The organism is Nocardiopsis sp. MT53, from assembly GCF_019598965.1.
GTDB classification, from domain to species: Bacteria; Actinomycetota; Actinomycetes; order Streptosporangiales; family Streptosporangiaceae; genus Nocardiopsis; species Nocardiopsis changdeensis.
On sequence record NZ_CP080599.1, the window covers coordinates 200,279 to 226,329 of the forward strand.

General features: G+C 74.0%; 19 protein-coding genes and 3 tRNA genes. 9 read left to right on the forward strand and 13 right to left on the reverse strand.

The annotated features are described in order from the left end of the window. Positions 1-156: 156 nt before the first annotated feature. Positions 157-777: a TetR/AcrR family transcriptional regulator gene (locus K1J57_RS00895; RefSeq protein ID WP_220562591.1), complete on the forward strand. Its 621-nt coding sequence runs from the start codon at positions 157-159 to the stop codon at positions 775-777. On the opposite strand, the gene K1J57_RS00900 is transcribed toward K1J57_RS00895, so the two are convergent. Further along, complete coding sequence (locus K1J57_RS00900) at positions 746-2,752, reverse strand: GDSL-type esterase/lipase family protein (RefSeq protein WP_370634567.1); 2,007 nt, start codon at positions 2,750-2,752, stop codon at positions 746-748. The two genes, K1J57_RS00895 and K1J57_RS00900, sit on opposite strands and share 32 nt — an antisense overlap. Positions 2,753-2,920: 168 nt before the next feature. After that, a tRNA-Ile gene (locus K1J57_RS00905) sits at positions 2,921-2,994 on the reverse strand. A gap of 259 nt (positions 2,995-3,253) precedes the next feature. On the opposite strand from K1J57_RS00905, the gene K1J57_RS00910 reads away from it, so the two are divergent. Continuing rightward, positions 3,254-4,243 (forward strand): malate dehydrogenase, encoded by a 990-nt coding sequence (locus tag K1J57_RS00910; RefSeq protein ID WP_220562592.1) that lies wholly within the window; start codon positions 3,254-3,256, stop codon positions 4,241-4,243. Positions 4,244-4,391: 148 nt separating this feature from the next. Beyond that, on the forward strand, positions 4,392-6,896 hold the full coding sequence (locus tag K1J57_RS00915) for an RNA helicase (RefSeq protein ID WP_220562593.1): 2,505 nt from the start codon (positions 4,392-4,394) through the stop codon (positions 6,894-6,896). 42 nt (positions 6,897-6,938) lie between these two features. Here K1J57_RS00915 and K1J57_RS00920 read toward each other — a convergent pair whose 3' ends face one another. Next, positions 6,939-7,409: a deaminase gene (locus tag K1J57_RS00920; protein WP_220562594.1), complete on the reverse strand. Its 471-nt coding sequence runs from the start codon at positions 7,407-7,409 to the stop codon at positions 6,939-6,941. Further along, positions 7,406-8,110, reverse strand: a complete 705-nt coding sequence (locus K1J57_RS00925) for a dihydrofolate reductase family protein (RefSeq protein ID WP_220562595.1) — start codon at positions 8,108-8,110, stop codon at positions 7,406-7,408. The genes K1J57_RS00920 and K1J57_RS00925 overlap by 4 nt, the downstream gene beginning before the upstream one ends. 512 nt (positions 8,111-8,622) lie before the next feature. Here K1J57_RS00925 and K1J57_RS00930 point away from each other — a divergent pair. Then, positions 8,623-9,495, forward strand: coding sequence for an SAM-dependent methyltransferase (locus K1J57_RS00930; RefSeq protein ID WP_220562596.1), 873 nt, complete (start codon positions 8,623-8,625; stop codon positions 9,493-9,495). A gap of 120 nt (positions 9,496-9,615) precedes the next feature. Here K1J57_RS00930 and K1J57_RS00935 read toward each other — a convergent pair. Together K1J57_RS00935 and K1J57_RS00940 are read right to left on the reverse strand one after the other, a co-directional pair. After that, positions 9,616-9,691: transfer RNA gene (locus K1J57_RS00935), tRNA-Asn, on the reverse strand. Between the two features lie 59 nt (positions 9,692-9,750). Continuing rightward, positions 9,751-9,823, reverse strand: a tRNA-Asn gene (locus K1J57_RS00940). Between the two features lie 161 nt (positions 9,824-9,984). Between K1J57_RS00940 and K1J57_RS00945 the strand changes: the two genes are divergently transcribed. The 3 genes from K1J57_RS00945 to K1J57_RS00955 all read left to right on the forward strand — a co-directional run bounded on the left by K1J57_RS00945 (position 9,985) and on the right by K1J57_RS00955 (position 11,906). Further along, complete coding sequence (locus tag K1J57_RS00945) at positions 9,985-10,323, forward strand: hypothetical protein (RefSeq protein ID WP_220562597.1); 339 nt, start codon at positions 9,985-9,987, stop codon at positions 10,321-10,323. After that, complete coding sequence (locus K1J57_RS00950) at positions 10,324-10,821, forward strand: hypothetical protein (protein ID WP_220562598.1); 498 nt, start codon at positions 10,324-10,326, stop codon at positions 10,819-10,821. A gap of 191 nt (positions 10,822-11,012) precedes the next feature. Continuing rightward, positions 11,013-11,906 (forward strand): transposase, encoded by an 894-nt coding sequence (locus K1J57_RS00955; RefSeq protein ID WP_220562599.1) that lies wholly within the window; start codon positions 11,013-11,015, stop codon positions 11,904-11,906. A gap of 26 nt (positions 11,907-11,932) precedes the next feature. Here the strand turns inward: K1J57_RS00955 and K1J57_RS00960 are convergent, their stop codons facing one another. From K1J57_RS00960 to dnaG, 4 genes are all read right to left on the reverse strand, one after another. After that, on the reverse strand, positions 11,933-14,854 hold the full coding sequence (locus K1J57_RS00960) for an FAD-binding and (Fe-S)-binding domain-containing protein (RefSeq protein WP_220562600.1): 2,922 nt from the start codon (positions 14,852-14,854) through the stop codon (positions 11,933-11,935). 49 nt (positions 14,855-14,903) lie between these two features. Further along, positions 14,904-16,229: a glycoside hydrolase family 18 protein gene (locus tag K1J57_RS00965; protein WP_220562601.1), complete on the reverse strand. Its 1,326-nt coding sequence runs from the start codon at positions 16,227-16,229 to the stop codon at positions 14,904-14,906. Positions 16,230-16,373: 144 nt separating this feature from the next. Further along, positions 16,374-17,450, reverse strand: a complete 1,077-nt coding sequence (gene rpoD, locus K1J57_RS00970; protein WP_220565278.1) for an RNA polymerase sigma factor RpoD — start codon at positions 17,448-17,450, stop codon at positions 16,374-16,376. A 104-nt stretch (positions 17,451-17,554) separates the two neighbouring features. Next, complete coding sequence (gene dnaG, locus K1J57_RS00975; RefSeq protein WP_220562602.1) at positions 17,555-19,444, reverse strand: DNA primase; 1,890 nt, start codon at positions 19,442-19,444, stop codon at positions 17,555-17,557. A gap of 162 nt (positions 19,445-19,606) precedes the next feature. Here dnaG and K1J57_RS00980 point away from each other — a divergent pair, with 162 nt between their 5' ends. Together K1J57_RS00980 and K1J57_RS00985 are read left to right on the forward strand one after the other, a co-directional pair. Next, the gene (locus tag K1J57_RS00980; protein ID WP_220562603.1) at positions 19,607-20,785 is read left to right on the forward strand and encodes a hypothetical protein; all 1,179 of its coding nucleotides are present in this window, start codon (positions 19,607-19,609) and stop codon (positions 20,783-20,785) included. Further along, positions 20,782-22,356 carry a VWA domain-containing protein gene (locus K1J57_RS00985; RefSeq protein WP_220562604.1) on the forward strand — a complete coding sequence of 525 codons (1,575 nt, stop codon included), beginning with the start codon at positions 20,782-20,784 and terminating at the stop codon, positions 22,354-22,356. Before K1J57_RS00980 ends, K1J57_RS00985 begins: the two co-directional genes overlap by 4 nt. Here K1J57_RS00985 and K1J57_RS00990 read toward each other — a convergent pair. From K1J57_RS00990 to K1J57_RS01000, 3 genes are all read right to left on the reverse strand, one after another. Beyond that, complete coding sequence (locus K1J57_RS00990) at positions 22,347-23,318, reverse strand: LacI family DNA-binding transcriptional regulator (protein ID WP_220562605.1); 972 nt, start codon at positions 23,316-23,318, stop codon at positions 22,347-22,349. The two genes, K1J57_RS00985 and K1J57_RS00990, sit on opposite strands and share 10 nt — an antisense overlap. 194 nt (positions 23,319-23,512) lie before the next feature. Then, positions 23,513-24,769 carry a deoxyguanosinetriphosphate triphosphohydrolase gene (locus K1J57_RS00995; protein WP_220562606.1) on the reverse strand — a complete coding sequence of 419 codons (1,257 nt, stop codon included), beginning with the start codon at positions 24,767-24,769 and terminating at the stop codon, positions 23,513-23,515. Between the two features lie 51 nt (positions 24,770-24,820). Continuing rightward, positions 24,821-26,038, reverse strand: coding sequence for a YdcF family protein (locus tag K1J57_RS01000; RefSeq protein ID WP_220562607.1), 1,218 nt, complete (start codon positions 26,036-26,038; stop codon positions 24,821-24,823). Positions 26,039-26,051 lie beyond the last annotated feature (13 nt).

Below are 26,051 nucleotides of genomic sequence, written 5' to 3' on the forward strand. Positions count from 1 at the left end.
TGTGTCACCGAACTTCGCCATTAATCACCGAGTTCTGCGGTTCCGCCCGTTTCGCCGTGCGATCGCGGATATCCTCGAAAGCGATTCACGCAAGGAACCCTGACGCGCGCCGCCGTCCCCTCGACGGTGCGCCCCCGAGCGATGAGACACCGACACATGACGGCCGACATCTCCCCTCACGCGCTCCGCGCGACGGCCCCCGTCCTGGACTGTGCCGCCAGGCTGTTCGCCGAGCACGGCTCCCGAGGCCTGCCCATGTCCGACCTGACCCGCCGCATCTCGGCGGAGACCGGGACGGACCCCGCCTCGCTGCGTCGTGTCTTCCCCACCCGCTTCGACCTGGCCTACGCGGTGGTCCTGCGCGCGGCCCGGGACCGGGTGGAGCGCCAGCTGGCCGCCGACGACCCCGCCGCGGGCGCCGTCGAGCGCATGTCCGCGCTGGTGGTCCGGCACGTGGAGACAGGCTGGCGGCACCGGACCGCCACCGCGCTCGCCCACGAGATCCTGCCGACCCTGCGCGCCATCCACCAGGAGCGCCACCGGGAGATCGGCGCCCTCCACCGCACCTACCGCGAGCACATCCGCCGGATCATCGTCGACGGCGTCCTGGCCGGCGCCTTCCACGTGGACGACCCGGGCCGGGCCGCCGACGAGGTGCTGGACACCTTCGACTCCCTGCTGCACTGGTACCGCCCCGAGGGCGGGCTCAGCCTGGCCGACCTGGGGGCCGTCTACGTGGACCTGGTCATCCACCACCACCTGGGCTGTCCGCGCTGACCTCGTCGGGGGAGCCGCCGTCGGCGCGGGGGCGGCCCATCAGCGCGTCGAGGTCGATCGACTCCGCCAGGGCGCGCAGGCCCGCGTCCCCGGGGTGGATGTGGTCGCCCGAGTCGTAGGCGGGCAGCAGCCGGGTCGGGTCCTGCGGGTCGCGCAGCACCGCGTCGAAGTCCCACACCCCGTCGAACGGCGACGAGGGGTCCTGCGCCCGCGACCGCAGGTGCGCGTTGACCGTCTGGCGGGCGGCCTCCACCTGCGCGGTGCAGCGCGCCTCGCCCGCGCACGGGCCCAGGGTCGCCACGAACACCCGCATCCCGCGCTCGCGGGCCGAGGCCGCCAGGTCCTCCAGCCCCGCGATGACCTGCTCGGGCGGGGTGCCCCAGCGCAGGTCGTTGATCCCGGCGAAGAGGACCAGCGCCTGCGCCCCGTGCTGGCCGAACACGTCGCGGGGCGCGCGGTGGAGCCCGGAGACCCCGGAGGCGTTCACCGAGACCCCCTCGCCCGGGTAGGCGTCGCTCACCACGTGGTTGCCCGTGATGCCCAGGTTGAGGACGCCCGGGTGGGGCAGGTCGGCGCGGGCGTGCAGGCGTGCGCTGAGCACGTCCGGCCAGCGCCTGTGCGCGTCCCGGGTGGAGCGGGCGCCGTCGGTGATGGAGTCGCCGAACGCGACGATCGCCCCGGGCGCGTCCATGACCTCGATACCGGTGAGGAAGGGCCACTGGTAAAGGCGGCCGGTGAACGGGGCGCCGGTGGTGTCCAGGGTGTGGTCGCCGCCGCCCGGCTCTCCGAGGTAGCTCGTGTCCCCCGCCGCGTAGTGCAGCGGCGCGGCGTACACGGGGTCGGGCAGGTAGAGGCTGACCAGGGCGTCGGTCTGCGGCGGCAGCAGCAGGTCGACGGGGTCGCTGTAGACCTGTCCCCCGGCCGGGATGGAGACGTCGGAGCGGCCGCCGAAGGTGAGCGGGACGGCCGAGCCGTGCGTGGCGGCGCCGGTCCCGCGCAGGGCCACCGAGGCGGCGCCGATGGTGACCGGCTCGGCGGCGAACGTGTTGTCCAGGCGGATCCGGACCCGGTGGCCGCCCGTGGTGCTGCGCACGGCCAGGCGGACCGTCTGGTCCTGCCAGGGCCCCACCTCCATGTAGGCCGAGGTGGCCCGGGCCCAGGTCCCGGTCCAGCCGTGGTCGGCCGCGCGGGTCCCGATGGAGAAGACGTGCAGGTCCCCGGGGTCGGTCTCGGGCAGCACCAGGTGGGAGACCTCCCGCCCGGGGTCGGCGGGCACCGAGCGCGCGTACAGGCGCACCGAGCCCAGCACCGTGTCCGCGCCGTCCGTGACACCGGTGTCGTCGGCGTCCGTGTCGGCGTCGTCGGTGTTGGCGTAGGGCAGGACCAGGGCGGCGTCGCCGGCCGGGCCGCTGACCCAGTCCGGGGAGGTGAGGGCGAAGGGCTGCTCGGTGCCGTCGGTGTAGACGATCCGGCCGCTGCCGCCGACGGGGGCGCCGCCCGCGCCGGTGGCCGTGACCAGGAACGTCAGCGACTCGTGGCGGCCGTGCAGGCGTACCTCCTGACCGTCGGCGACCAGGTGGTCCGGGCGCCCGGGCGCGTAGTCGGGGACCTCCAGGGTGGTGCCCAGCAGGGTGATCTCACGCCCGGGCGTCCATCCGGCCAGGGCCAGGGCCTGGGCGGAGAGGCTGTTGCCCGCGCCGTCGAGGTCGACGTCGGCCGTCGAGCCGTCCCGGGAGACGCCGACACGGTCGAGGAGGCTGCTGAACGGGCGGCCCGGGGGCGCGGCCGGCGCCTGCGGGGCGGGCTCGGTGGGCCGGGCGTCCACGTCCCGGGAGACGGTGGCGTGCAGGACGGTCACTAGGGCGGCGCCCACCAGGACGGCGGCGGACGCGCGCAGCAGGCCCCTGTTCCAGGGGCCGGGCCCGCTCTGCCGGGACCCGCGGTGCGCTCCGCGCCCTCGTCGCCGCTCGTCCACACCACACCCCTCACGGTCCGCCGGACACACCCCTGCTAACGATCCGTCCGACGGCGCCGGGTTCGGGATGGTTGGTGAGACGTGGGCCACCACCGGGACGGAGAGGGGGGCCGCCGCCGGGTTCAGGGGCGGGAAGGGCCCGCACGCGCTCCCGCGGGCGGAACGGGGTAGGCCGGGCAGGACTCGAACCCGCGACCCAGGGATTATGAGTCCCCTGCTCTAACCAGCTGAGCTACCGGCCCGCCGTCGTCGACGCACGTCATCCTAACAGGGTGTGTCCGACGTTTCCGAGTCGTGAATGCGCTGCCGCGCAAGGGATGGCGGGCCCCGGGCCGCCGCCGGGGCGCGTTGGGCGCACCTGGGTCGCGGTGTGCGGCGCGGTGCGGTCTAGTGTGGTGTGGTGCGGCGCGCGCCCGGCGACCCCGGCGCCCGGTACCGGCGCCGCTTCGTACCCGTTGGTAACATCGCGGGTCGCACATCGTCGTCAGGAGAGTTCACGCCATGTCCAAAGCACCCGTCAACGTCACCGTCACCGGCGCCGCCGGTCAGATCGGCTACGCCCTGCTGTTCCGGATCGCCTCCGGCCAGCTGCTCGGCGCCGACACCCCGGTGAAGCTGCGTCTGCTGGAGATCCCCCAGGCCGTCAAGGCCGCCGAGGGCACCGCGATGGAGCTCGACGACTGCGCCTTCCCGCTGCTGCAGGGGATCGACATCTTCGACGACCCGCGCCAGGCCTTCGCGGGCGCCAACATCGCCCTGCTCGTGGGCGCCCGCCCCCGCGGCCCGGGCATGGAGCGCGGCGACCTCCTGGAGGCCAACGGCGGCATCTTCAAGCCCCAGGGCGAGGCCATCAACGCCGGCGCCGCCGACGACATCCGCGTCCTGGTGGTCGGCAACCCCGCCAACACCAACGCCCTCATCGCCCAGAGCCACGCCCCGGACGTCCCGGCCGAGCGCTTCACCGCGATGACCCGCCTGGACCACAACCGCGCGCTCACCCAGCTCGCCAAGAAGCTCGACGTGTCGATCAACGACATCAAGAAGCTCACGATCTGGGGCAACCACTCCGCGACCCAGTACCCGGACCTGTTCCGCGCCGAGGTGAACGGCGCCAACGCCGCCGAGGCCGTCAACGACCAGAAGTGGCTCGAGGACGACTTCATCCCGACCGTCGCCAAGCGCGGCGCCGCGATCATCGACGCCCGGGGCGCCTCCTCGGCCGCCTCGGCCGCCAACGCCGCCATCGACCACGTCTACGACTGGGTCAACGGCACCCCCGAGGGCGACTGGACCTCCGCCGCCATCCCGTCCGACGGCTCCTACGGCGTGCCCGAGGGCCTCATCTCCTCCTTCCCCGTCGTCTCGCGCGGTGGCCGGTGGGAGATCGTGCAGGGCCTGGAGATCGACGAGTTCTCCCGCGGCCGCATCGACGCCTCCGTCCAGGAGCTCGTCGAGGAGCGCGACACCGTCAAGAAGCTCGGCCTGGTCTGAGGACCGGCGGGTCCCGGGGGCCGGCCGGCCCCATGAGACCCCGACCGCCGCACGGCGGGCGCGCCCCGGGGCGCGCCCGCCGTCGCCGTGTCCGGCCCCCTACCAGCGCTGGAGCGGGCAGTGGACGGGAGCGGGCAGTATAGAGACCGTGAGTCTCATTGATGCGCTTCCGGCCGAACCCGAACCCGACTCCCTCTACGAGGCGTTCGCCGCCTGGGCCGAGGAGCGGGGCCTCACCCTCTACCCGCACCAGGAGGAGGCGCTCATCGAGGTCGTCTCCGGCTCGAACGTCATCCTCAACACCCCGACCGGCTCCGGCAAGAGCATGGTCGCGACCGGCGCCCTGTTCGCCGCGCTGGCCCGGGACGAGTGCGCGTTCTACACCGCGCCCATCAAGGCCCTGGTGTCGGAGAAGTTCTTCGACCTGTGCAAGATCTTCGGCACCGAGAACGTCGGGATGATGACCGGCGACGCCAGCGTCAACTCCGACGCCCCCATCGTGTGCTGCACCGCCGAGGTGCTCGCCCAGATCGCCCTGGCCGAGGGCGCGGACGCCGACATCAACACGGTCGTCATGGACGAGTTCCACTTCTACGCCGAGCCCGACCGCGGCTGGGCCTGGCAGGTGCCGCTGCTGGAGATGCCGCAGGCGCAGTTCCTGCTGATGTCGGCGACCCTGGGCGACGTCACCCGGTTCGAGGAGGACCTGGAGAAGCGCACCGGGCGGTCCACCGCGGTGGTCACGTCCGCCGAGCGCCCCGTCCCCCTCTACTACGACTACCGGGTCACCCCGCTGCACGAGACCCTGGAGGAGCTGCTCCAGGGCGGCGACGCCCCCGTCTACATCGTCCACTTCACCCAGGCGCAGGCGATCGAGCGGGCGCAGTCGCTCACCAGCATCAACATGTGCACCAAGGAGGAGAAGGCGCAGATCGCCGCGGAGATCGGCGACTTCCGCTTCACCACCCGGTTCGGCCGCAACCTGTCCCGGTACGTGCGCCACGGCATCGGCGTCCACCACGCCGGGATGCTGCCCAAGTACCGGCGGCTGGTCGAGCGGCTGGCCCAGCGCGGGCTGCTCAAGGTCATCTGCGGCACCGACACCCTGGGGGTGGGCGTCAACGTGCCCATCCGCACCGTGATGTTCACCGCGCTGAGCAAGTACGACGGGGTGCGGGTGCGGCGGCTGCGGGCCCGGGAGTTCCACCAGATCGCCGGGCGGGCGGGCCGCGCCGGGTTCGACACCGTCGGCAACGTGGTGGCGCTGGCGCCCGAGCACGTCATCGAGAACGAGAAGGCCCTGGCCAAGGCCGGGGAGGACCCCAAGAAGCGGCGCAAGGTGGTGCGCAAGAAGGCGCCCGAGGGCTTCGTGTCGTGGGACAAGGCCACGTTCGAGAAGCTCATCGAGGCCGAGCCCGAGCCGCTGACCTCCCGGTTCCGGGTGAGCAACGCGATGCTGCTGAGCGTCATCGCCCGCCCCGGCAACTGCTTCACCGCCATGAAGCACCTGCTGACCGAGAACCACGACGACCGCAAGGCCCAGCGCAGGCACATCCACGAGGCGATCGCCATCTACCGGTCGCTGCTGGACGGCGGGATCGTGGAGACCCTGCCCGAGCCGGACGGGCAGGGCCGCACCGCCCGGCTCACCGTGGACCTCCAGTCCGACTTCGCGCTCAACCAGCCGCTGTCCACGTTCGCGCTGGCGGCGCTGGAGCTGCTGGACCGCGAGTCGCCGTCCTACGCCCTGGACGTGCTGAGCGTGGTGGAGTCCACCCTGGACGACCCCCGGCAGATCCTGGGCGCCCAGCTCAACAAGGCGCGCGGCGAGGCCGTGCAGCGGATGAAGGAGGACGGCGTCGAGTACGAGGAGCGCATGGAGCTCCTGGAGGACGTCGACTACCCCAAGCCGCTGGAGGAGCTGCTCTCCCACGCCTACGACACCTACCGGCGCGGCCACCCGTGGGTGGGCGACCACCCGCTGCGGCCCAAGAGCGTGGCCCGCGACATGTACGAGCGGGCGATGACCTTCACGGAGTACGTGGGCCACTACGAGCTGGCGCGCTCGGAGGGCCTGGTGCTGCGGTACCTGGCGGGCGCCTACAAGGCCCTGGACCAGACGGTGCCCGACGACGCCAAGACCGAGGAGCTGCACGACATCATCGCGTGGCTGGGCGAGCTGGTGCGGCAGGTGGACTCCAGCCTCCTGGACGAGTGGGAGCAGCTGACCAACCCGCAGCAGGAGGTGCCGCAGGAGCAGGTGCCCGAGGAGCGGGTGCGCCCCGTCACCGCCAACCCGCGCGCCTTCCGGGTGCTGGTCCGCAACGAGCTGTTCCGCCGGGTGGAGCTGGCCGCCCGCCGCCGCTACCAGGAGCTGGGCTCCCTGGAGGACGCGGGCGAGTGGGACGCCCAGGCCTGGCAGGAGGCCCTGGAGGAGTACTACGACGAGCACGACTCCATCGGCACCGGCCCCGACGCCCGCGGCCCCAAGATGCTCCTCATCGAGGAGGAGGACGGGCTGTGGCGGGTGCGGCAGATCCTCGCCGACCCGGCCGGGGACCACGACTGGGGCATCTCCGCCGAGGTGGACCTGGCGTCCTCCGACGCCGAGGGGCGCGCCGTCGTCCACATCGCGGACGTGAACCGGCTCTGATCCGCAGGGCCCGCGCGCGCCGGACGGGCCGCGCGGGCCGGCTCAGCCGAGCAGGTGGGCGTTGACCTCGCGGACCCCGTCCGCGAGGTCGGGGCGCTCCAGCACCGTGCGGCCGGCGGCGCGCAGGCGCTCGGCGCCCACGCAGTCGACGAATACCGACGGCTCGCGCCAGGCGAAGACCACCCGCGGGACCGGGGTGGTGAGGATGAGCGACGCGCACGGCAGCGGGCGTGAGGAGCGGGAGCTGCACGGCTCCAGCGACGAGTACAGGGTGGCCCCGGCCAGGCGGGGGTCGTCCGGCCCGACGTCGCGCAGGGCCGCCTCCTCGGCGTGGTCGTGGGGGTCGTCGCGGCGCGAGTAGCCCTCGCCGAGCACCGTGCCGTCGGCGGCCACGACCACGCAGCCGACGGAGAACGCGGTGTCCGAGGGCGGGCACAGCCGGGACAGGTCGACGGTGCGGCGCAGCCAGTGGGCGTCCGCGTCGCCCGCGGCGGGCGCGGGCCCGGCGCTCACGCGGCACCCTCCGCGTCGAGGCGGTAGCGCAGGACCGCGATGTCGCCGACCGCACGGGCCTCCACCAGGCGCATCGGCGCGGCCGGGGTGGCCGTGAAGGCCCCCGGGTGAACGAAGGACGGGGCGTCGGCCTCGCCCACGAAGAACGGGGCGACGGCCAGCCTCAGCTCGTCGACCAGCCCGGAGGTGAGGAACAGGGTGTGGATGCGGCCGCCGCCCTCCACCAGCAGCCGCCGCACCCCGCGGGCCGCCAGGTCGGCCTGGATCGCCTCCACGGTGGGCGGGTCCCCGGCGTCCACCACGTCGACCGGGGGCAGGCCGCCGGGGCGGCCCGCGAACCGGTCCCGGGCGCGCCCGACCCCGTCGCCGCCGGTGTAGACGACCGCTCCGGCGTCCCCCGTGGTGAAGAGCCGCGCGCCGGGGTCGAGGTCCCCGGTGCGGGTGACGACGGCCTTGAGCAGGTTCTCGGTCAGCCCCCGCTCCCGGCGGCGGGCGCGCAGCCGCTCGGAGCGGACCAGCAGCCGGGGGTCGTCGTTGCGCAGGGTGCCGGCGCCGACGAGGATCGCGTCGCACTGCGCGCGCAGTTCGTCGATCTCGGCGAAGTCGGCCTCGTTGGACAGGCGCAGCCGCTCGGGACCGGTGTCGTCGATGCGCCCGTCGACGGACACGGCGCAGCTGAGGATGGTGTGGGGACGGTCCATGGGCCCAGGCTAGCGGCGTCCGCGCGGCGGGTGCGCCCGGTCGGCGCGCGGTATTCGCCGGCGCTCGGGACCTTGTGCCATTTCGGCGGCCGAAACCGATTGTCGCAGGCCGTGGGCGCGCTCTCGAATTTCTCTCCGCGTCGGCCGGGATATGGGACAACGACCGATATTCGTGTTCGGAGGGGCCGCGGCGGTCCACGGGGGCGCCCGCCCCGGGGGTACCACATGCGTCACCTCAGCCCCACCGGGCTCCACTCGGAACCGGAAGATGCTTCGTGGCAAGGCTTCTCGCGCTCCGCGAGCACGGAACCCGATTCCTCGCATAATTGGACATCGGTCATATAAGTGCCACTAACCCCAAGGTGGTCGCAACCTGCCCCGGAGACCACGACAAGGGCGTACGTCCCGCTGTTTTTTACGACCGGTGTCCCCGACTCGGTTAACAACCGAGCCAACGATGAATAGAATCCTCCTGTCGGCCACACTTCCCCACCTCAGACAAGAGGACGGCGATGTCGCGATTCACCTCCCCCGATTTCCTGAGGCAGGCGGGGACCCGTCAGGAGCACGCCAATCCCCCACCCGCCGTCGACCTCACCCGGCCGAGCCTGGCCCGGTTGCACTCCTTCCACCTCAAGGGCAAGGACCACTTCGAGGTGGACCGCGACCTCGCGGTCGCCGCCGAGCAGGCCGCCCCGGGCTTCCAGGACCTGGTCCTGGGCGAGCGGGCGTTCCTCCAGCGCGCGGCGCGCCACCTCCACGAGGATGCGGGCATCGACCAGTTCGTGCAGTTCGGCGCCGGACTGCCCGCCCCCGGGGACCCGCACGAGATCCTCCCGCGGGCCCGGGTCGTGTACGCCACCGACGACCTCATGGTGCTGGCCCACCACCGGGCGCTGGTCCGCGAGGACCGCGCCGCCGCCGTGGAGGGGGGCCCGACCCGCCCGGCCGACCTGTTCGCCGACCCCGTCCTGCGCGACCTCATCGACCTGGACCGCCCGGTGGGCGTGCTCATGGCGGGCGCCCTCTCGCACGTGGCCGACGTCGACACCCCGGGCGCGCACATGGCCGCCCTGCGCGGGCTGCTGCCCGCCGGCAGCCACCTGGTGTTCAGCCACTACCACCGGCCGGACGCGGCGGTCTTCCCCAAGGACGCCAACCGGGCCGAGCAGCTCCAGAACGTCTTCCGCCGCCACCTCAACTCCGGCTACTGGCGCACGCGCGAGGAGATCCTCGGCCTGCTCGACGGCTGGGAGATCCTCAGCCCCGGCCTGCTGGAGGTGCAGCGCTGGCGGACCCTGCCGGTGGCCCCGCCCGTCCCGGGCAGCTACCAGATGCCCCAGCGCAACCGCCGCCTGCTCTACGGCGCCGCCGCCCGCGTCTGAGCCGCCGGGCCGCACCCGCGGCTCGGCCTGCACCTCTCCGACGGCCGCCGCACGACAGCGCCGTCACGCCGTCCGACACACGCGAAAGGGCCCCTCTCACCCGAGAGGGGCCCTTCGTCATGGCTCCCGCGATTGGACTCGAACCAATAACCTGCCGGTTAACAGCCGGCTGCTCTGCCAATTGAGCTACGCGGGATCGCGTGTCGGGAACAGCCTAGCGCCCCCGCCGAGGGAGGCGCCAACGGTTTTCCCCTGCTCCCGCGATTGGACTCGAACCAATAACCTGCCGGTTAACAGCCGGCTGCTCTGCCAATTGAGCTACGCGGGATCGCGTTCACCAGGGGCCCTGCGGGCCGTGGCGACACCAATAGACTAGCGCCCTTCCGGAGTACTCGTGACCGGTGTCGGCCCGTGTGGGCGCCACCACGACAGGGTAACGTGCGAGACACGGAACACCACGACCGTCTCCGAGGCCTGAAGAGGGTACCCATGCGCTACCGGATCACTTTCGTCGCCGGACTCGCCATCGGCTACGTCCTGGGCGCCAAGGCCGGCAGGGCCCGTTACGAACAGATCGTCCGCACCGCCCGCAAGGCGGCCGACAGCCCCGTCGTCCAGGAGGTCGCCGGACTGGTCGGCGCCCAGGTGAGCAGTGCGGGCCGCACCGTGTACGACAAGACCGTCGCCAAGATGCCGATCACCTCGGTACGCGACTTCCTCGCCCGGCCCACCGAGGAGGAGATCGACCTCATCGAGTGGGAGACCGTCAACGGGGAGCCCCCGAGGCGCAACGGCGCCAACGGCCACAACGGCTCCGCGGAGCACTAGATGGGCCTGCTGGGCCGGGGCGTCCCGGCCGCCGTGCGCTCCCGGCTGGAGCGGGGCGAGCGCGTGCTCGCGCACGCTCCCGTCTCCACCGGGGGCGGCGCGGTGCTGGCGGCCACCACCCGCGCCCTGCACCTGCCCGACGGCCGCACCGTGCCGTGGCAGGACATCGACCGGGCCCGCTGGTCGCGCGAGGAGTTCTCCTTCGTCGAGGAGGGCAGCGGCGAGCACACCGTCGCCCTGCGCGACGCGGTGGACTACCGGTCGCTGGCCGAGGCGGTCTCCGAGCGGGTCACCGCCACCATCCTGGTGAACCGGTTCGTCCCCTTCCCCCGCCCCGACTCCACCACGGGCTTCCGCCTGGTGGCCCGGCGCAGCCCCGGCGGCAGCGACGCCTCCTGGCGCATCCACCTGGGCGAGGGCCTGGACGAGAAGGACCCCCGCCTGCCGGACGCGGTCTCCCGCGCCCTGGACCTCCTGCACGACCAGATGGGCGTCTAGGACCCGCTCATCGGACGCCCCGCTCCGCCGGGCAAGGCGGCCGGGCTGCGGCCGCAGGACGTCCGTCGGGGGCAGTGGCGGGCGACGCTCGGGCCGCAGGGCAGCGGAGGTTCTCAGAACACCGTCTAGATCGTTGATGGGAAATCCCTGAACCCGCTGCGCGCATGGCGAAGGGCGTCGAGGATCAGAGTGTGACCAATGACCTTGACGCCCTTCTGACAGCACTCTACGTCCATCTCGACGACCATGTGCTCCCTTCGGCGAACCAGCGCCGCGGCCCGGGCCGCCCCCGAAAGCTCACCGACGCCGAACTCGTCTGTGTCGCCCTGGCCCAGGTCCTGCTCAGGTGTGACTCCGAACGCCACTGGATGCGGGCGGCACCGGCCCGGATCGGGCACCTGTTCCCCCGCCTGCCCGGCCAGTCCGAGTACAACCGCCACCTGCGCGATGCGGCCCCGGTCCTGCTCAAGGCCGCGATGTGGCTGGCCCGCTCCGTCCCGACCTGGTGGGAGAACCTGCGGTTGATGGACGGCACCCCGGTGCGGTGCGGGGCCTCTCGCGTGACGGTGGACCGCTCCGGCCCGGGCGAGGTGGCCGGGTACGGGCGGGACGTGTCCCACCACGCCTTCTACTGGGGTGCCAAGCTCGTGCTCATCACCACCGCGGAGGGGTCGGTGTGCGCGTTCTCCCTGGCCCACCCCAAGGAGTTGGACGAACGCAAACAGGCACTGCACCTGCTGCACGTCCGACCGTGCGCTCCGGGGCCGGCGGTGATCGTGTGCGACAAGGGCTTCGCCGGGGTCGGTATCGAGACGGCGGCCGCCGGGTTGGGGTTTGCCCTGGTGCGTCCGGCGCTCAAGGGCGAATCCGTCGAGGGCCGGTTCCCGGGCTGGTTGCGTCAGAGGATCGAGGCCGTCATCTGGACGTTGAAGAACCAGCTCGGCCTGGAGCGCCACCAGGCTCGCACCAGTGAGGGGCTGTGGGCGCGGGTGTGCCAGCGCATCTGCGCGCTCAACGCCGCGATCTGGCACAACTGGCTGGTGGGTGCCCCGGTCAAGCGGTCGTTGATCGCCTACGACCACTGACCAGGACACATTTCCCCATCAACGATCTAGGGCCGGTCCCCGCGCGCGTCCAGGCCGCGGGCGAGGAGCTCGGCCAGGTGCAGCGGGCGGCGCCCGGCGCCCTGGAGGATCTGGGTGCGGCAGCTGTAGCCGTCGGCGAGGACGAGGGTGTCGGCGCCGGCCGCGCGCACGCGGGGCAGCAGCTCGCGCTCGCCGATGGCGGCCGAGACCTCGTAGTGGCCCTCGGTGAACCCGAAGTCCCCCGCCAGCCCGCAGCAGCCCGCGTCCAGCACCTCCCCGTCCACGCCCGCCCGGGCGATCAGCTCGCGGTCGGCGTCGAAGCCCAGCACCGCGTGCTGGTGGCAGTGCACCTGGGCCAGGGCGGCCGCCGGGATCCGCGGCGGGCGCCAGTCCGGGGCGTGCTCGGCGAGGAAGCCGGCCAGGGTGTGCACCGCCGCGGCCACCCGCTCGCTCTCCGGGCCGGGCACCAGCTCCACCAGGTCGTGGCGCAGCGCCGCGGTGCAGCTGGGTTCGAGCCCCACCACCGGCAGCCCCTCCTCCACCAGCGGCCCCAGCGCGCGCAGGGCGCGGCGCATCACGGCGCGGGCCGTGCCGAGCTGTCCGGTGGACACCCAGGTCAGCCCGCAGCACACCGGCCCCCGCGGCAGGACCACGGTGAACCCGGCGTCCTCCAGCACCCGGACCGCCGCCGCCGGGATCCCCGGGTCCATGTGCTCACCGAAGGTGTCGGGCCACAGCACCACGCGCGGCCCGCCGGTGCGCGCCCGCCCGCGGGCGGCGCGGCGCCGGAACGCCCGGGTGAACGTGGTGCGCGCGAACCCCGGCAGGTCGCGTTCGGCCGCCACCCCCGCCAGCCGCTTGGCCAGCCGGGAGACCCCCGACAGCCGCAGCGCCCGGTCCAGCTCGGCCGGGGCCAGCGCCGCCAGCCGGGCCCAGACCGGCAGCCACCCCATCGAGTAGTGCGCCGCCGGGCGCACCCGCCCCCGGTAGTGGCGGTCCAGGAACTCCGCCTTGTAGGCGGCCATGTCCACGTTGACCGGGCAGTCGCTCAGGCAGCCCTTGCAGGACAGGCACAGGTCCAGGCTCTCGCGCACCTCCTCGGAGGCCCAGCCGTCGGTGACCACCTCCCCCACCGCCATCTCGAACAGCAGGTGGGCCCGGCCCCGGGTGGAGTGCCGCTCCTCCCGGGTGACCTGGTAGCTGGGGCACATGACCCCCGGGCCGTCGTGCCTGCGGCACTTGCCCACCCCCGAGCAGCGCCGCAGCGCCCGCGCCGGGTCGCCGCGGTCGTCCCGGTAGGCCAGCGTCGCCTCGTCGAGCAGGGGCAGCGGGCGCGCCGCCAGCCGGACGTCGGCGTCCACCGGGGCCGGGTCGACGATCACCCCGGGGTTCATCACCCCGGCCGGGTCGAAGAGCCGCTTGAAGTCGGCGAAGGCCCGCAGCAGCCCCGGCGGGTACATGCGGGCGAGCAGGCCCGAGCGGGCCCGGCCGTCGCCGTGCTCGCCCGACAGCGAGCCGCCGTGCGCCACGACCAGGTCGGCGGCCTCCTCCAGGAACCCCCGGTAGGCGGTGCGGCCCTCCTCCGTGGTGAGCTCGAAGTCGATGCGCACGTGCAGGCAGCCGTCGCCGAAGTGCCCGTAGACCACCCCGTACCGGCCGTGCCGCTCCATGAGGGCGTCGAAGTCGCGCAGGTACCCGGCCAGGTTCTCCGGGGGCACGGCCGCGTCCTCCCAGCCCGACCAGGCGTCCTCCCCGGCGGGCGTGCGCTGGGTGAGCCCGGCCCCCTCCTCCCGGATCCGCCACAGGGCGCGCTGATGGGCCGGGTCGGACACCACGAGGGAATCGGCCGGGCGGGTGGCGACGGGCAGCGCGGCGAGCATGTCCCGGGCGGCCCGCCCGGCGTCCTCGGGGTCGGCCCCCGCGACCTCCACCAGCAGCCAGGCGCCGCCCTCGGGCAGGGCCACCCGGGTGGTGCCGGGCCGCCCGTCCAGGACGTCGACCATCCGGCGGTTGATGCCCTCGACGGTGAGCGGGGCGTGCCCGAGCAGGTCGGGGACGGCGTCGGCGGCGGCCGGGGCGTCGGGGTAGCCCAGCACGGCCAGCGCCCGGGCCCGGGGCGCCTCCACCAGCCGGACGGTGGCGCGCAGCACGAAGACACAGGTGCCCTCGGTTCCGACCAGGGCGGCGGCGACGTTGCGCCCCTTCTCCGGCAGCAGCCGGTCCAGCGAGTAGCCCGAGACCCGGCGGCGGAACGCGGGCATGGCGGTGCGCAGCTCGGCCCGGTGCTCCTCGGCGAGGCGGGCCAGCCCCCGGTACACCTCGCCCTCCCGGCCGGGACGGCGGGCCAGCTCCTCGAACTCCCCGGCGCCGTGCCGGGAGCCGACGGTCATCCGGGTGCCGTCGGGGAGCAGCACCTCCAGGGAGACGATGTTGTCGGCCGTGGTGCCCCAGGCCACCGAGTGGGAGCCGCAGGAGTTGTTGCCGACCATCCCGCCGACGGTGCAGCGGCTGTGCGTGGCGGGGTCGGGTGCGAAGGTCAGGCCGTACCCGGCGGTGGCCGCCCGCAGCTCGTCCAGGACCACCCCCGGCTGGACGGTGGCCGTGCGGGCGACCGGGTCGATGTCCTCGATGGCGGTGAGGTGGCGTGAGGTGTCGACGACCACGCCCGGGCCGATGGCGTTGCCCGCGATGGAGGTGCCGCCGCCGCGCGGGGTGACGGGCACGCCGTGGGCGGCGCAGACCCGGACGGCCGCCGCGCAGTCCTCGACCGTGGCGGGCAGCACCACCCCCAGCGGGACCACCCGGTAGTTGGAGGCGTCGGAGGTGTACAGGGCGCGGGTGCCGGGGTCGAAGGCGACGGTCCCCCGGACGGCCTCCTCCAGGTCCCGGCGCAGGGACTCGGTGTCGGCGGACGGGGCGGGCTGCGGGGTCTGCTGCGGGTCGGCCATGGCGCCAGGGTGGCCCCCCGACCGCACGGGGCGCAACCGCGCCGCGCGCTCAGCGCAGGGCCTCGTCCATGGCGCGCACGAGGTCGCCGGTCGGGTCCATGTCCAGGTTCCACACCATGAGGCCGCCCAGGCCGCGGCCCAGCACGTAGTCCCCCTTGATCGCGATGACGGCCGGGTCGTCGTAGGCCCACCACTGGTCGCCCGCCCGCACCGCGAAGGCGCCCGCCTCCTCGTCCAGGTACCGCTCCCCCTCCAGCTCCTCCAGCTCGGAGAACGCCATGGTCGGGCCGTCGTAGGCGTCGTCGGCCGGCCGGGCCGGGAGGCCCAGCCCGTCGCCGGAGCCCTCCACGCCCTGCCAGCCGCGGCCGAAGGCGGGGATGCCCAGCACCAGCTTCTCCGGCGGCGCCCCCAGGTCGACGAACCGGGTCACCGCGGCGTCGGCGCTGTTGGCGTCGGGGTCCGCCGCGGGCGGGTAGAGGTTGGAGTGGTAGGCGGTGACCTCGCTCCAGGGGCCGGAGAAGTCGTAGCCCTGCACGGTGGCGAAGTCCAGGTGGTCGAAGATCTCCGGGTCGTAGGCCCCGGCCTGGTCCGGGGCGCCCGACAGCGACGCCGACAGGGTGTACTCGCGGCCGGTCTCCTCCGACAGGGCGTCGAGCTGGCGGCGGAACTCGGCGACCAGCAGCGTGAAGTTGGCGGCGTCGCCGGGGTCCTCGACGTTGTGCGGGTTGCCGGCGCCGCCCGGCCACTCCCAGTCCAGGTCGATGCCGTCGAAGATCCCCGCGGCCGCCCCCTCCCCGCCCTGGGGCTCGCCCCCGCGCACCGGCAGGTTCCCCCGCAGCCACAGGTCCACGCAGGAGGACACGAACGCCCGGCGGGACTCCTCGGTGCGGGCGGCGGTGGAGAAGTGCCGCGACCAGTTCCAGCCGCCCAGGGACAGGCTGGCCCGCAGGTCGGGGTACTCGCCCTGGAGCAGGCGCAGCTGGTACAGGCTCCCGGCCAGTTCCTGCTCGTACTCGTCGGCCTCGCCGCTCACGCTCTCGCGCGCGGAGTAGCGGCGCTGGTACAGCTCCCAGGACTGCTCGTGGCCGCCGGGGACGTGGCACAGGCCGTCCTCGGAGATGTCGCCGAAGGCCCACATGAGGCGGTCCAGGCGGGCGGGGGCCCCGCTGTCGGCCAGGTTCCCGACGGTGAAGTCGCGGTTGGCCACGTTCCAGTCCGCGAAGTAGCCGATGCGCAGGGGCCGGTTGCCGTTGGCGATGACGAAGACCCCCGTGATCAGGAGCGCGGCCGCGAGGGCCGCGCCCAGGGCGAGCAGGCGCCGCCGGCCCGGGCGGGCGTTCCGGCGCCGGTGGCTCCGTGGCGGTGTGGCTTTCACCCTTCCGACCGTAGGGGCACCGGGTCACGAAACCCGCCGGTTCGGCCCGCATCGGCCACATCAGGCCGCGCGGGCGCCCGCGGGAACCCCTCCCCGCCCCCGGCCGTTGTAGGCCCGGGCGCCCGGCGGGACCCGGGGAGCGCGCTACAGGAAGTCCCGCAGGGTGCCGGCCCGGGAGGGGTGGCGGAGCTTGGCCAGGGTCTTGGCCTCGATCTGGCGGATCCGCTCGCGGGTCACCCCGAACTCGCGGCCGACCTCCTCCAGCGTGTGCGGGTGGCCGTCGGCCATGCCGAAGCGCAGGCGCAGGATGCGCTGTTCGCGGTCGGACAGCCCGGCCAGGATCTCGGTCAGGTGCTGCTGGAGCAGCGTGAAGGCGGCGGCCTCCACCGGGACGACGGCGTCGGAGTCCTCGATGAAGTCGCCGAAGTCGGCCTCCTCGTCGCCGATCGGCGCCTGGAGGGAGACGGGTTCGCGGGCGATCCGCTGGATCTCCAGGACCCTCTCGCCGCCGAACCCGGCGGCGTGGGAGATCTCCTGGATATTGGGCTCGCGGCCCAACTGCTGGTGCAGCTGGTGCTGCACCCGGACGAGTTTGTTGATGGTCTCGACCATGTGCACCGGAATACGGATCGTGCGCGCCTGGTCGGCGATCGCGCGGGTGATCGCCTGGCGAATCCACCAGGTGGCGTAGGTGGAGAATTTGAAGCCTTTGGTGTAATCGAACTTCTCCACCGCGCGAATCAGTCCGAGGTTGCCCTCCTGGATGAGGTCGAGGAAAAGCAGACCCCGCCCCATATAACGTTTGGCGATCGACACCACCAGCCGGAGATTTGCCTCTATGAGTGCTCGCTTGGCCTTTTTGCCCGCTTCTATGATCGCGTCGAGTTCGTCCCCCGTGCGCACTCCTTCGACCGGTTCGCACCGTTGCGCGTACAGGCCGGCCTCGACCGCCTTGGCCAGCTCCACCTCCTCCTCGGCGGAGAGCAGCGGGACCCGGCCGATCTCGCGCAGGTAGAGCCGTACCAGATCCGACCCCGAGCGCCGTCCCGGGTCGGGGACGAGGGGCGTCTCCTCGCCGTCGGACACCTCCACCCCGGCCCGGGCCAGCAGGGCGACCGCCTCGTCCAGGGAGTCGGGGGGCGCGTCCAGGCGTTCCAGGACCGACGCGACCTCGCCGCGGCTGACCGTTCCCCGGCCCGCGTCGGGGAGCAGCCGCACCACCTGACGAATGGGCGGAATTTCATTGGTCACAACCGTGGGAGCCACCACACCATTGTGCACGTCCGCCCGCCGCCGACGGGAGGAGCATTATTGTCACCTTCGTGCTACATGCCCCCGGCGAGCTCCTCCTGAAGGGCGCGTTTGTGCTGTTGGAGGGCCATGAGCTCGGTCAGCAGCCGCTGCTGTTCCCCGGCGTCCCCGGAGCCGCCCAGACGCGACAACTCCGACTGGAGGTTTGACTCGCGGCGATTGATGGAATGAGTCCTGACTGTGCCCAGAATTTGCCGGGCGGAATGCTCGTCGAGTTCTCCGTACAACTCGAGTTGTTCCACCGCCAAACGGGTCACGAAATCGCGCTGCGCCTCCGTGGGGGCCGCCTCGCGCAGCCGCGCCGCCCAGGACGCGGGGTCCCCCGCCGCGGCCACCCCGCCCTGCCCGGCGATGAGCGCCAGCATCGCCCGGTGCTGGGGGACGGTGAAGTCCTCGGCGGTGAAGGAGTCGAACCCGGCGGCCAGGCCGGGGAACTGCACGGCCACCTTCAGCGCCAGGCGCTCCCGCTGCAGGGACGGGTCGCCCAGGTCGTAGGGCGCCTCCCGGGCGTCGGGGGTGGGCACCGGGCCCGCGGCGGGGGCCGGCGCGGACCGGGCGCCCCGGGCCGTGGCCCGGCGGATGTGCTGGTTGACCCGGTTGAGCACGAAGGCCTCGTCCAGGGTGCCCAGCCAGCGGTCCAGGTTCTTGCCGTAGAACCGGCGCACCCCGTGGTCGCGGATGCTCGCCACCACGGGGGCGGCGGCGTCCAGGGCGGCGATGCGCCCCTCGGGGGCGGAGAGGTCGTACTCCTCGATGACCTTGCGGATCATGAACTCGTACAGCGGCAGCGGGTGGTCGACCAGGTCGACCACCGCCTGGTCGCCGTGGTGCAGGCGCAGGTCGCAGGGGTCCAGGCCGTCGGGCTGGACGGCCACGAACGTCTCGGAGGCGAACCCGTGCTCCTCGGCGAAGGCGCGCACCGCGGCCTTCTGCCCGGCGGCGTCGCCGTCGAAGGTGAACACGACCTTCCCGCCCTGGTTGCTGCGGCCCAACAGCATCCGGCGCAGGATCTTCAGGTGGTCCTCGCCGAACGCGGTGCCGCAGGTGGCCACGGCGGTGGTCACCCCGGCCAGGTGGCAGGCCATGACGTCGGTGTAGCCCTCGACGATGACGGCCTGGTTGCGCGCGGAGATGTCCCGCTTGGCCAGGTCCAGCCCGTACAGCAGGCGGCTCTTGTGGAAGACGGGGCTCTCGGGGGAGTTGAGGTACTTGGGCCCGTCCTCGGCGGGGTCGAGCTTGCGGGCGCCGAACCCGACCACCTCGCCGGTCACCTCCCGCACCGGCCACAGCAGTCGGTTGCGGAACCGGTCGTAGGCGCCGCGCCGCCCCTGGGCGGCCAGCCCCCCGGAGATCAGCTCGGCGTCGGTGAACCCCTTGCGGCGCAGGTGCGAGGTGAGGTTCTCCCACCCGGCGGGCGCGTACCCGAGCCCGAAGTGCTCGGCGTGCGCCCGGTTGAACCCGCGCTCGCTCAGGAAGCGGCGGGCCTCCACCGCCCCGGGCGAGAGCAGCTGCTCGGCGTAGAACTCCGCCGCGGCCCGGTGCGCGTCCAGCAGCCGCTGCCGCTTGCCCTCGTCCCGCCGCGTCGAGCGCCCCCCGCTCTCCTCGTACCGCAGCGTCACGCCGATCTGCCGGGCCAGCGACTCGACCGCCTCCGCGAAGGCCAGCCCCTCGATCTTCTGCACGAACGAGATCGCGTCCCCGCCCTCCCCACAGCCGAAGCAGTAGTACAAATTTTTGGAGGGGGTGACGTTGAAGGAGGGGGACTTCTCGTCGTGGAAGGGGCACAGGCCCTTCAGCGAGCCGCCGCCCGCGTTGCGGAGCTGGAGGTACTCGCCGATCACGTCCGCGATGGGGGTGCGCTCGCGCACCAGGGCGATGTCTTCGTCTTTGATCCGGCCTGCCACGCCTCCCAGGGTAGTTCTCACCCGGGACGGTCCGGTCGGCGGTCCGCGGTCGGGGCTTCCCGTGGAGGCCACCCCGCGTCCACCTCACCGTGGGGTGGGGGACGACTGCGGCGGGCATGATGGGCAACCCCCTTTTCTCCACGTACCAGGAGGAACCGCACGGTGAGCCCCATCCCCCTCCCCTCCGGCCGGCGCGCACGGCTGCTGCTCGGGGCGGCGAGCGCGGTCGTGGTGGCCCTGGTCGTCGCCATCGGAGCGGTGCTGGTCGACCGGTTCGCCGGCGGCACCACCGTGGTCGAGGGCGTCGTCGGGTCCGAGAAGGTCGACTTCTTCCGCGACGAGGAGGTCGTGGCCCGGCTGGCCGAGCTGGGCTACGAGGTGCGGGTGCGCCCGCGCGGCTCGCGCCTGATGGCCCAGGACACCGAGGGCTCCGACTTCGTCTCCCCCGGCTCGGACACCGCCGCCGACCACATTCGCCGCCTGCACGGCGTCTCCACCGAGCACCGGCTGTTCAGCACGCCGATGGTGCTGCTCTCCTACGAGCCGCTCGCGGAGGCGCTGCGCGAGGCCGGGGTCGCCCGCAGGTCCGAGGAGGACGGCACCTGGTCGTTCGACGTGGCCGCCTACCTGGAGCTGACCGGCGAGCGCACCCGCTGGCGGGACCTGCCCGGGGACTCGGTGGGCTCGGAGAACCGCAACGAGGTGCTGGTGCGCACCACCGACCCGCGCACCTCGAACTCGGCGGGCATGTACGCCGCGGTGATCTCCTACCTGCTCAACGGCGAGGAGGTGGTCCCGCCCGGCGGCCCGGACCCGGGGATCACCTCCCGCCTGTCCGACCTGTTCCTGGCCCAGGGCCAGCCGCCGGAGTCGTCCCAGCAGCCCTTCGAGCAGTTCCGGGACCTGGGCCCGGGGCACACCCCGCTGCTGTGGGCCTACGAGGCGCAGTACGTGCACGCCATGGTGAGCGGCCCCGCCCTGCCCGGGGACGCGGTGCTGATGTACCCCGAGCCCACCGTGTTCTCGGTGCACGCCCTGGTCCCGCTGACCGACGCGGGCGACGAGGTGGGCGCGCTGCTGGCCGAGGACCCCGAGCTGCGGGCGCTGGCGACCCGGCACGGGTTCCGCGCCGAGGGCGGCGACGCGTTCGCGGACCTGGTGGCCGAGCACGGCCTGCCGGTGCGCACCCGGGTCGACGACGTGGTCAACACCCCGACCTACGAGGCCCTGGAGGCTCTGCTGAGCGGGATCGAGGACGCGTACGAGGACAGCGGCATGGGTCCGCCCGCTCCCGAGGAGCGGCGCCCGGCCGCGGGTCCGGCCCGGGAGGAGGGCGAATGAGGCGCGCTGTGTCCGCCGCGGCCCTGGCGGTGGCGGTGGCGGCCTCCGGCTGCACCGCGTCCGGTTCCGGCGGCGAGGACGCGACCCTGCGCATTCTGGCGGGCAGCGAGCTGGCCGACATGGAGCCGCTGCTGGAGGAGACCGCCGAGCGGACGGGGGTGACGGTGGCGATGGAGTACACCGGGACCCTGGACGGGCTCGCCCGGGTCGCCGCGGGCGAGGCCGAGGAGTTCGACGCGGTGTGGTTCGCCTCCAACCGGTACCTGCACCTGTACGACGGCGGCCGCGACCGGGTGCGCGAGGAGACGCCGGTCATGCTCTCCCCCGTCGTGCTGGGGGTGCGGGAGCCGCGCGCCGACGACCTGGGGTGGTCCGAGGGGGCCGAGGTGACCTGGTCCGACGTGAACGGGGCGGTGCGCGACGCGGAGTTCACGTACGGGATGACCAACCCGGGCGCCTCGAACTCGGGTTTCTCCGCGCTGATCGGGGTGGCGTCGGCGCTGGCCGACAGCGGCAGCGCGCTGACCGCCGAGGACGTGGAGCGGGTGGGCCCGGACCTGGCCGGGTTCTTCAAGGGCCAAGAGCTGACGGCGGGCTCATCGGGCTGGCTGGCGCAGGCGTTCACCGAGCGGGCCGACGACGAGCGGCCGGTGGACGCGCTCATCAACTACGAGTCGGTGCTGCTGTCGCTGAACCGGGACGGCGCGGACCTGCGCCTGGTCTACCCGGCCGACGGGGTCATCACCGCCGACTACCCGCTGACCCTGCTGGCCGGTCCCGACGAGGAGGCCGAGCAGGGGTACGGGCGGCTGGTGGAGGACCTGCTGTCGGAGGAGGTGCAGGCCGACATCGCGGAGCGGACGCTGCGCCGCCCGGTGGTGTCCGGTGTTTCGGGGGCGGACCTGCCGTCCCTGGTGGAGCTGCCGTTCCCCGCCCACCGCGAGGTGGTGGACGGGCTGGTCGCGGACTACTTCAGCGATCTGCGCCGGCCGGCGCGCACGGTGTACGTGCTGGACGTGTCGGGGTCGATGAAGGGCGACCGGCTGGAGGAGCTGAAGGAGGCGCTGGGTTCGCTGACCGGGACCGGCGGGGGGTCGCTGGAGCAGCGGGTGCAGGCGTTCCAGGAGCGCGAGGAGATCACGCTGCTGCCCTACTCCACCGAGCCGCACGAGCCGCGGACGTTCGTGGTGGAGCCCGGCAGGCTGGACGAGTCGCTGGGCGAGGTGGCGGACGCGATCGGGGGGCTGGAGGCGCTGGGCGACACCGCGACCTACGACGCGGTGCTGGCGGCCTACGGGCTCGTCGAGCGGGCCCCCGAGGACGACCACCTGACGTCGATCGTGCTGATGACCGACGGCGAGGTCAACTGGGGCATGGGGCCGACGCCGTTCGCCCGGGGGCTGGAGGAGCTGTCGCCGGAGGCGGCGCGGGTGCCGGTGTTCACGGTGCTGTTCGGCGAGGCGGGCGAGGACGAGATGGCGGACCTGGCCGAGCAGACCGGGGGCCGGGTGTTCGACGCGCGCGAGCAGAGCCTGGAAGAGGTGTTCCGGGAGATCCGCGGCTACCAGTGACCGGTGCTGGCCCGCGGGCGCAGGGTCGCGGCGGGTGCCTGTACGTCGGGGGCGCCGCGGCCCTCCAGCCGTTCCAGCAGAAGGCGGGCGGCCCGCTCCCCGACCGTCCGGGCCGCGGTGTCGGCGGTGGTGAGGGAGGGGACGAGGTGGGCCGCCTCGGGGCGGTCGCCGATCCCGGCGACGTGGACGCGGCCGGGGACCGCCGGGCCGGTGTCGGCGAAGGCCCGCAGCACGCCGAGGGCGAGGGTGTCGTCGGCGGCCAGCACTGCGGTGACGTCTTCTCCCGAGGCCCGGCGGGCGGTGATGAGGCGTCCGGCGGCACGGCCCGCGGCGGGCCCGGTGCCGCCGGGGACCGGGACGGGGACGGCGGCCCCGGCCTCGGCCAGGGCGGCGCGCCAGCCCGCCTCGCGTTCGGCGGAGCTGTGGGAGCCGGGGATCCCGGCGACGTGGTGCACGGTGCGGTGGCCCAGGCCGAGCAGGTGCCGGGTGAGGGCGCGGGCGGCGCCGCGGTGGTCGGGGGCCACGGCGGGCCCCAGGGGGGTGGCGGGGCCGTCGACGACGACGGTGGGCGGCGGGTCGGCGAGGGCGCCCAGGAGGTCGAGCAGGGCCGGGGGCGGGGCGACGGCCAGGCACCCGTCGACGACCCGGTCCAGGAGCCGTTCCGCGGCGGCGGGGTCGTCGGGGGGCACCGCGGTGACGAGGAGGGTGCGTCCGGCGGCGCGCACGGCCGCCTCGATCCCGGCGAGCAGCAGGTCGGTGTCGGGGCCGGGGGCGAGGAGGGCGCCGATGAGGCCGCTGCGCCGGGTGACCAGGGCGCGGGCGGTGGCGTTGGGCCGGTAGCCCAGGCGGGCGATGGCGGCGCGGACCCGTTCGGCGGTCTCGGGGCGTACGCCGGGGTGCCCGTTGACCACGCGTGAGACGGTCTGGTGCGAGACGCCGGCCAGGCGCGCGACGTCGATCATGCCGGGGGTGCCGCTCCGTGCGGGCAATGGGGGGTGCGCCCTCTCCGGTCGCCGCTTCGTCGGGGCGTCCGGCGCCGGGTGCGCCCGCGGGGGCGCGCGGGGCGCGGGCGGCCGCGACCTGTTCGTGCAGAGCAGTGTGCGCGGCTCCCGGCGGGCGCGTCAAGGGGGCCTGCGGCCGGGTCCCGGGGGCCCGGTCAGGAGGTCAGGCGTTCGTGCAGGGCGATGGCGGAGGTGTCGGTGAGCGAGGCGACCTGGTCGATGACGGCGCGCAGGGCGGCGGCGTCGTCGGGGGCGTGGGTGAAGGCGTCGCGGAACTGCGGGTCCAGGGCCTGGGGCGCGTTCTTCCACAGGGCGTCGACGAGTTCGGTGATGAGCAGGCGTTCGCGGGCCTGGTAGGCCAGGGCCTCCTCGCGGGCCATGACGAAGTGGGCGGCCACGGCCTTGAGCAGGGCGCATTCCAGGAGGGCCCGGCGGGGCACGATGAGGGTGGCGCCGTAGCGGGTGAGGCGGCCGGGGCCGTGCGCCTCGCGGGTGGCCTGTTCGGCGGCCCGGCAGAACCGGCCGATGAGTTCGCTGGTGAGGTTCTTGAGCCCGGCCAGGGAGGCGAGGTCGCCGGTGAACTCGGTGGGCCAGACGGGGGCGGCGAGCAGGTCGGCGTAGACCTCGTCGAGTTCGGCGGGGTCGGCGGTGTCGCAGTAGCGGTCGGCGGCGATGCGAACGACCTCGGCCCGTTCGGCGGGGCTGCGCAGGGCGGCCATGGAGACCAGTCCGGCGTGCAGGGCGTCCTCGACGTCGTGGACGGAGTAGGCGACGTCGTCGGACCAGTCCATCACCTGGGCCTCGAAGCAGGTGCGCCCGGCGGGGGCGCCCTCGCGCAGCCAGGCGAAGGCGTCGGCGTCGTCGGGGTAGCAGTTGAACTTGTGGGTGTCGCCGCCCCCGCCGCGGTGCCAGGGGTACTTGACGGTGGCGTCGAGGGTGGCTCGGGTGAGGTTGAGCCCGGCGCTGGTGCCGTCGGGGTCGATGACCTTGCCCTCCAGGCGCACGAGCAGGCGCAGGCTCTGGGCGTTGCCCTCGAACCCGCCGCAGTCGGCGGCGGCCTCGTCCAGGGCGCGCTCCCCGTTGTGGCCGAAGGGCGGGTGGCCCAGGTCGTGGGAGAGGCAGGCGGCCTCGACGAGGTCGGGGTCGCAGCCCAGGGAGTTGCCGAGTTCGCGGCCGATCTGGGCGCACTCCAGGGAGTGGGTGAGGCGGGTGCGCGGGAAGTCGCTCACCCCGGGCCGGACCACCTGGGTCTTGGCGGCCAGGCGGCGCAGCGCGGAGCTGTGCAGGACCCGGGCCCGGTCGCGCTCGAAGGGGCCGCGGGCCCGGTTCTTGCGGTTCTCCGGGGTACGTCTCCGGATGTCGCGGCCGGTGTAGCCGGCGACGGCGCCCTCGGCGCCCGAGGTGGTGTGCATAGGTCTGCGAGCCTACTTCCCGACAGGGACGGAACGCGTCATCGGCCCTGTTCAGGCCGCGTTGACGCGGATGTCGCTGCTGTCGTTGAAGATCCAGTAGTACCAGAGGGAGGCGGTCTCCCTGGTGATGTACCAGAGCTGGGTGCGCCGTTCGATGACGGCGGGTCCCGAGCGCGAGGGCGAGGTCCCCGACTCGATGCCGTGGTCGGAGGCCATCACCTTGGAGCGCAGGCTGTGCCAGGGGTCGGAGACCAGGGTGGCCTCGTCCCAGCCGTTGTCGGAGAAGACGGCGGAGACGGCCCGGACGCTCTGGAGGGTGTCGCTGCCCTCCTCCACGGCGATGATCCGGTCGGCGGGGATGCCGACCTCGACGAGCCAGTTGCGGCCGGCGGCGGCCTCGGTGTAGTTGTCGCCGGGCTGTTTGCCGCCGACGGTGACGATCATGGGGGCCACGCCCTCGAGGTAGAGGACCTGGGCGTGGCGCAGGCGGGCCTCGAAGACGGGCGAGGGGACGCCGTTGTACTGGCTGGCACCGAGGACGACGATGGCGTCGGTGGCGGCGCGGTCGTCCTGGCGGGCGGTGTACCAGACCCAGCCCCAGGTGGCGGGGGGCAGGGCCAGGGCGGTGAGCAGGAGCGCGGTGACGATCCAGCGCAGGCGCAGGCGGCGCCTCCTCCGGGGGCGCGGGGTGGGGCCCGGGCGGCGTCCCCGGCGCGGGGGCCGTGCCGTGCCGGGCGGTTCGGGCGGCCCGGCGTCGCGGGCGGGCGGCGGGGTGTCCGGGCGGAGGGCGCCGCGGCCCCCGGGCCGGTCGCGGACGAAGCGCCGGGTGAAGCCCCGGGGCCCGTCGGGCGCGTCGGCCCCGGCGGGGTCCGCGGGGTCCGCGGGGTCCGGGGCGTCGTCCGCGGCCGGGACGCCGCGGGTGAACTCGCGGGTGGTGGAGGACCGCGGGGCCCGGGAGAACTCCCGGGTGTCCGAGACGTCCGCCGCGGGGGCGGATCCGCGGGCGGCGAAGGGGTCGGAGCCGGTCCCGCGGGAGAACACGGCGGTGGCGTCGGCGTCGCCCGGCCCGTCCGGGCCGCCGGGGCCGGACACGGCGACGGGCTCGTCCAGGGGGGCGGCCGGTCCGGCCGCCGGGGCGGAGGGGCCCGTCACGGAGGCGGGCAGGTCGGCCCGGGACATGACCCGGGTCGCATCGTCATCGGGCGCGGCGGAGGACGGGGCGGGTTCCTCCCACGTCTCGTCACCGCGTCCGTCGTTCGCCGTTCGCACCGGCGTACCTCCG

Coding starts and splice junctions, on each gene's coding strand:
- K1J57_RS00895 (WP_220562591.1), top strand. CDS start 157: ATGACGGCCGACATCTCCCCTCACGCGCTCCGCGCGACGGCCCCCGTC.
- K1J57_RS00910 (WP_220562592.1), top strand. CDS start 3,254: ATGTCCAAAGCACCCGTCAACGTCACCGTCACCGGCGCCGCCGGTCAG.
- K1J57_RS00925 (WP_220562595.1), bottom strand. CDS start 8,110: ATGGACCGTCCCCACACCATCCTCAGCTGCGCCGTGTCCGTCGACGGG.
- K1J57_RS00930 (WP_220562596.1), top strand. CDS start 8,623: ATGTCGCGATTCACCTCCCCCGATTTCCTGAGGCAGGCGGGGACCCGT.
- K1J57_RS00945 (WP_220562597.1), top strand. CDS start 9,985: ATGCGCTACCGGATCACTTTCGTCGCCGGACTCGCCATCGGCTACGTC.
- K1J57_RS00950 (WP_220562598.1), top strand. CDS start 10,324: ATGGGCCTGCTGGGCCGGGGCGTCCCGGCCGCCGTGCGCTCCCGGCTG.
- K1J57_RS00960 (WP_220562600.1), bottom strand. CDS start 14,854: ATGGCCGACCCGCAGCAGACCCCGCAGCCCGCCCCGTCCGCCGACACC.
- K1J57_RS00985 (WP_220562604.1), top strand. CDS start 20,782: ATGAGGCGCGCTGTGTCCGCCGCGGCCCTGGCGGTGGCGGTGGCGGCC.
- K1J57_RS00990 (WP_220562605.1), bottom strand. CDS start 23,318: ATGATCGACGTCGCGCGCCTGGCCGGCGTCTCGCACCAGACCGTCTCA.
- K1J57_RS00995 (WP_220562606.1), bottom strand. CDS start 24,769: ATGCACACCACCTCGGGCGCCGAGGGCGCCGTCGCCGGCTACACCGGC.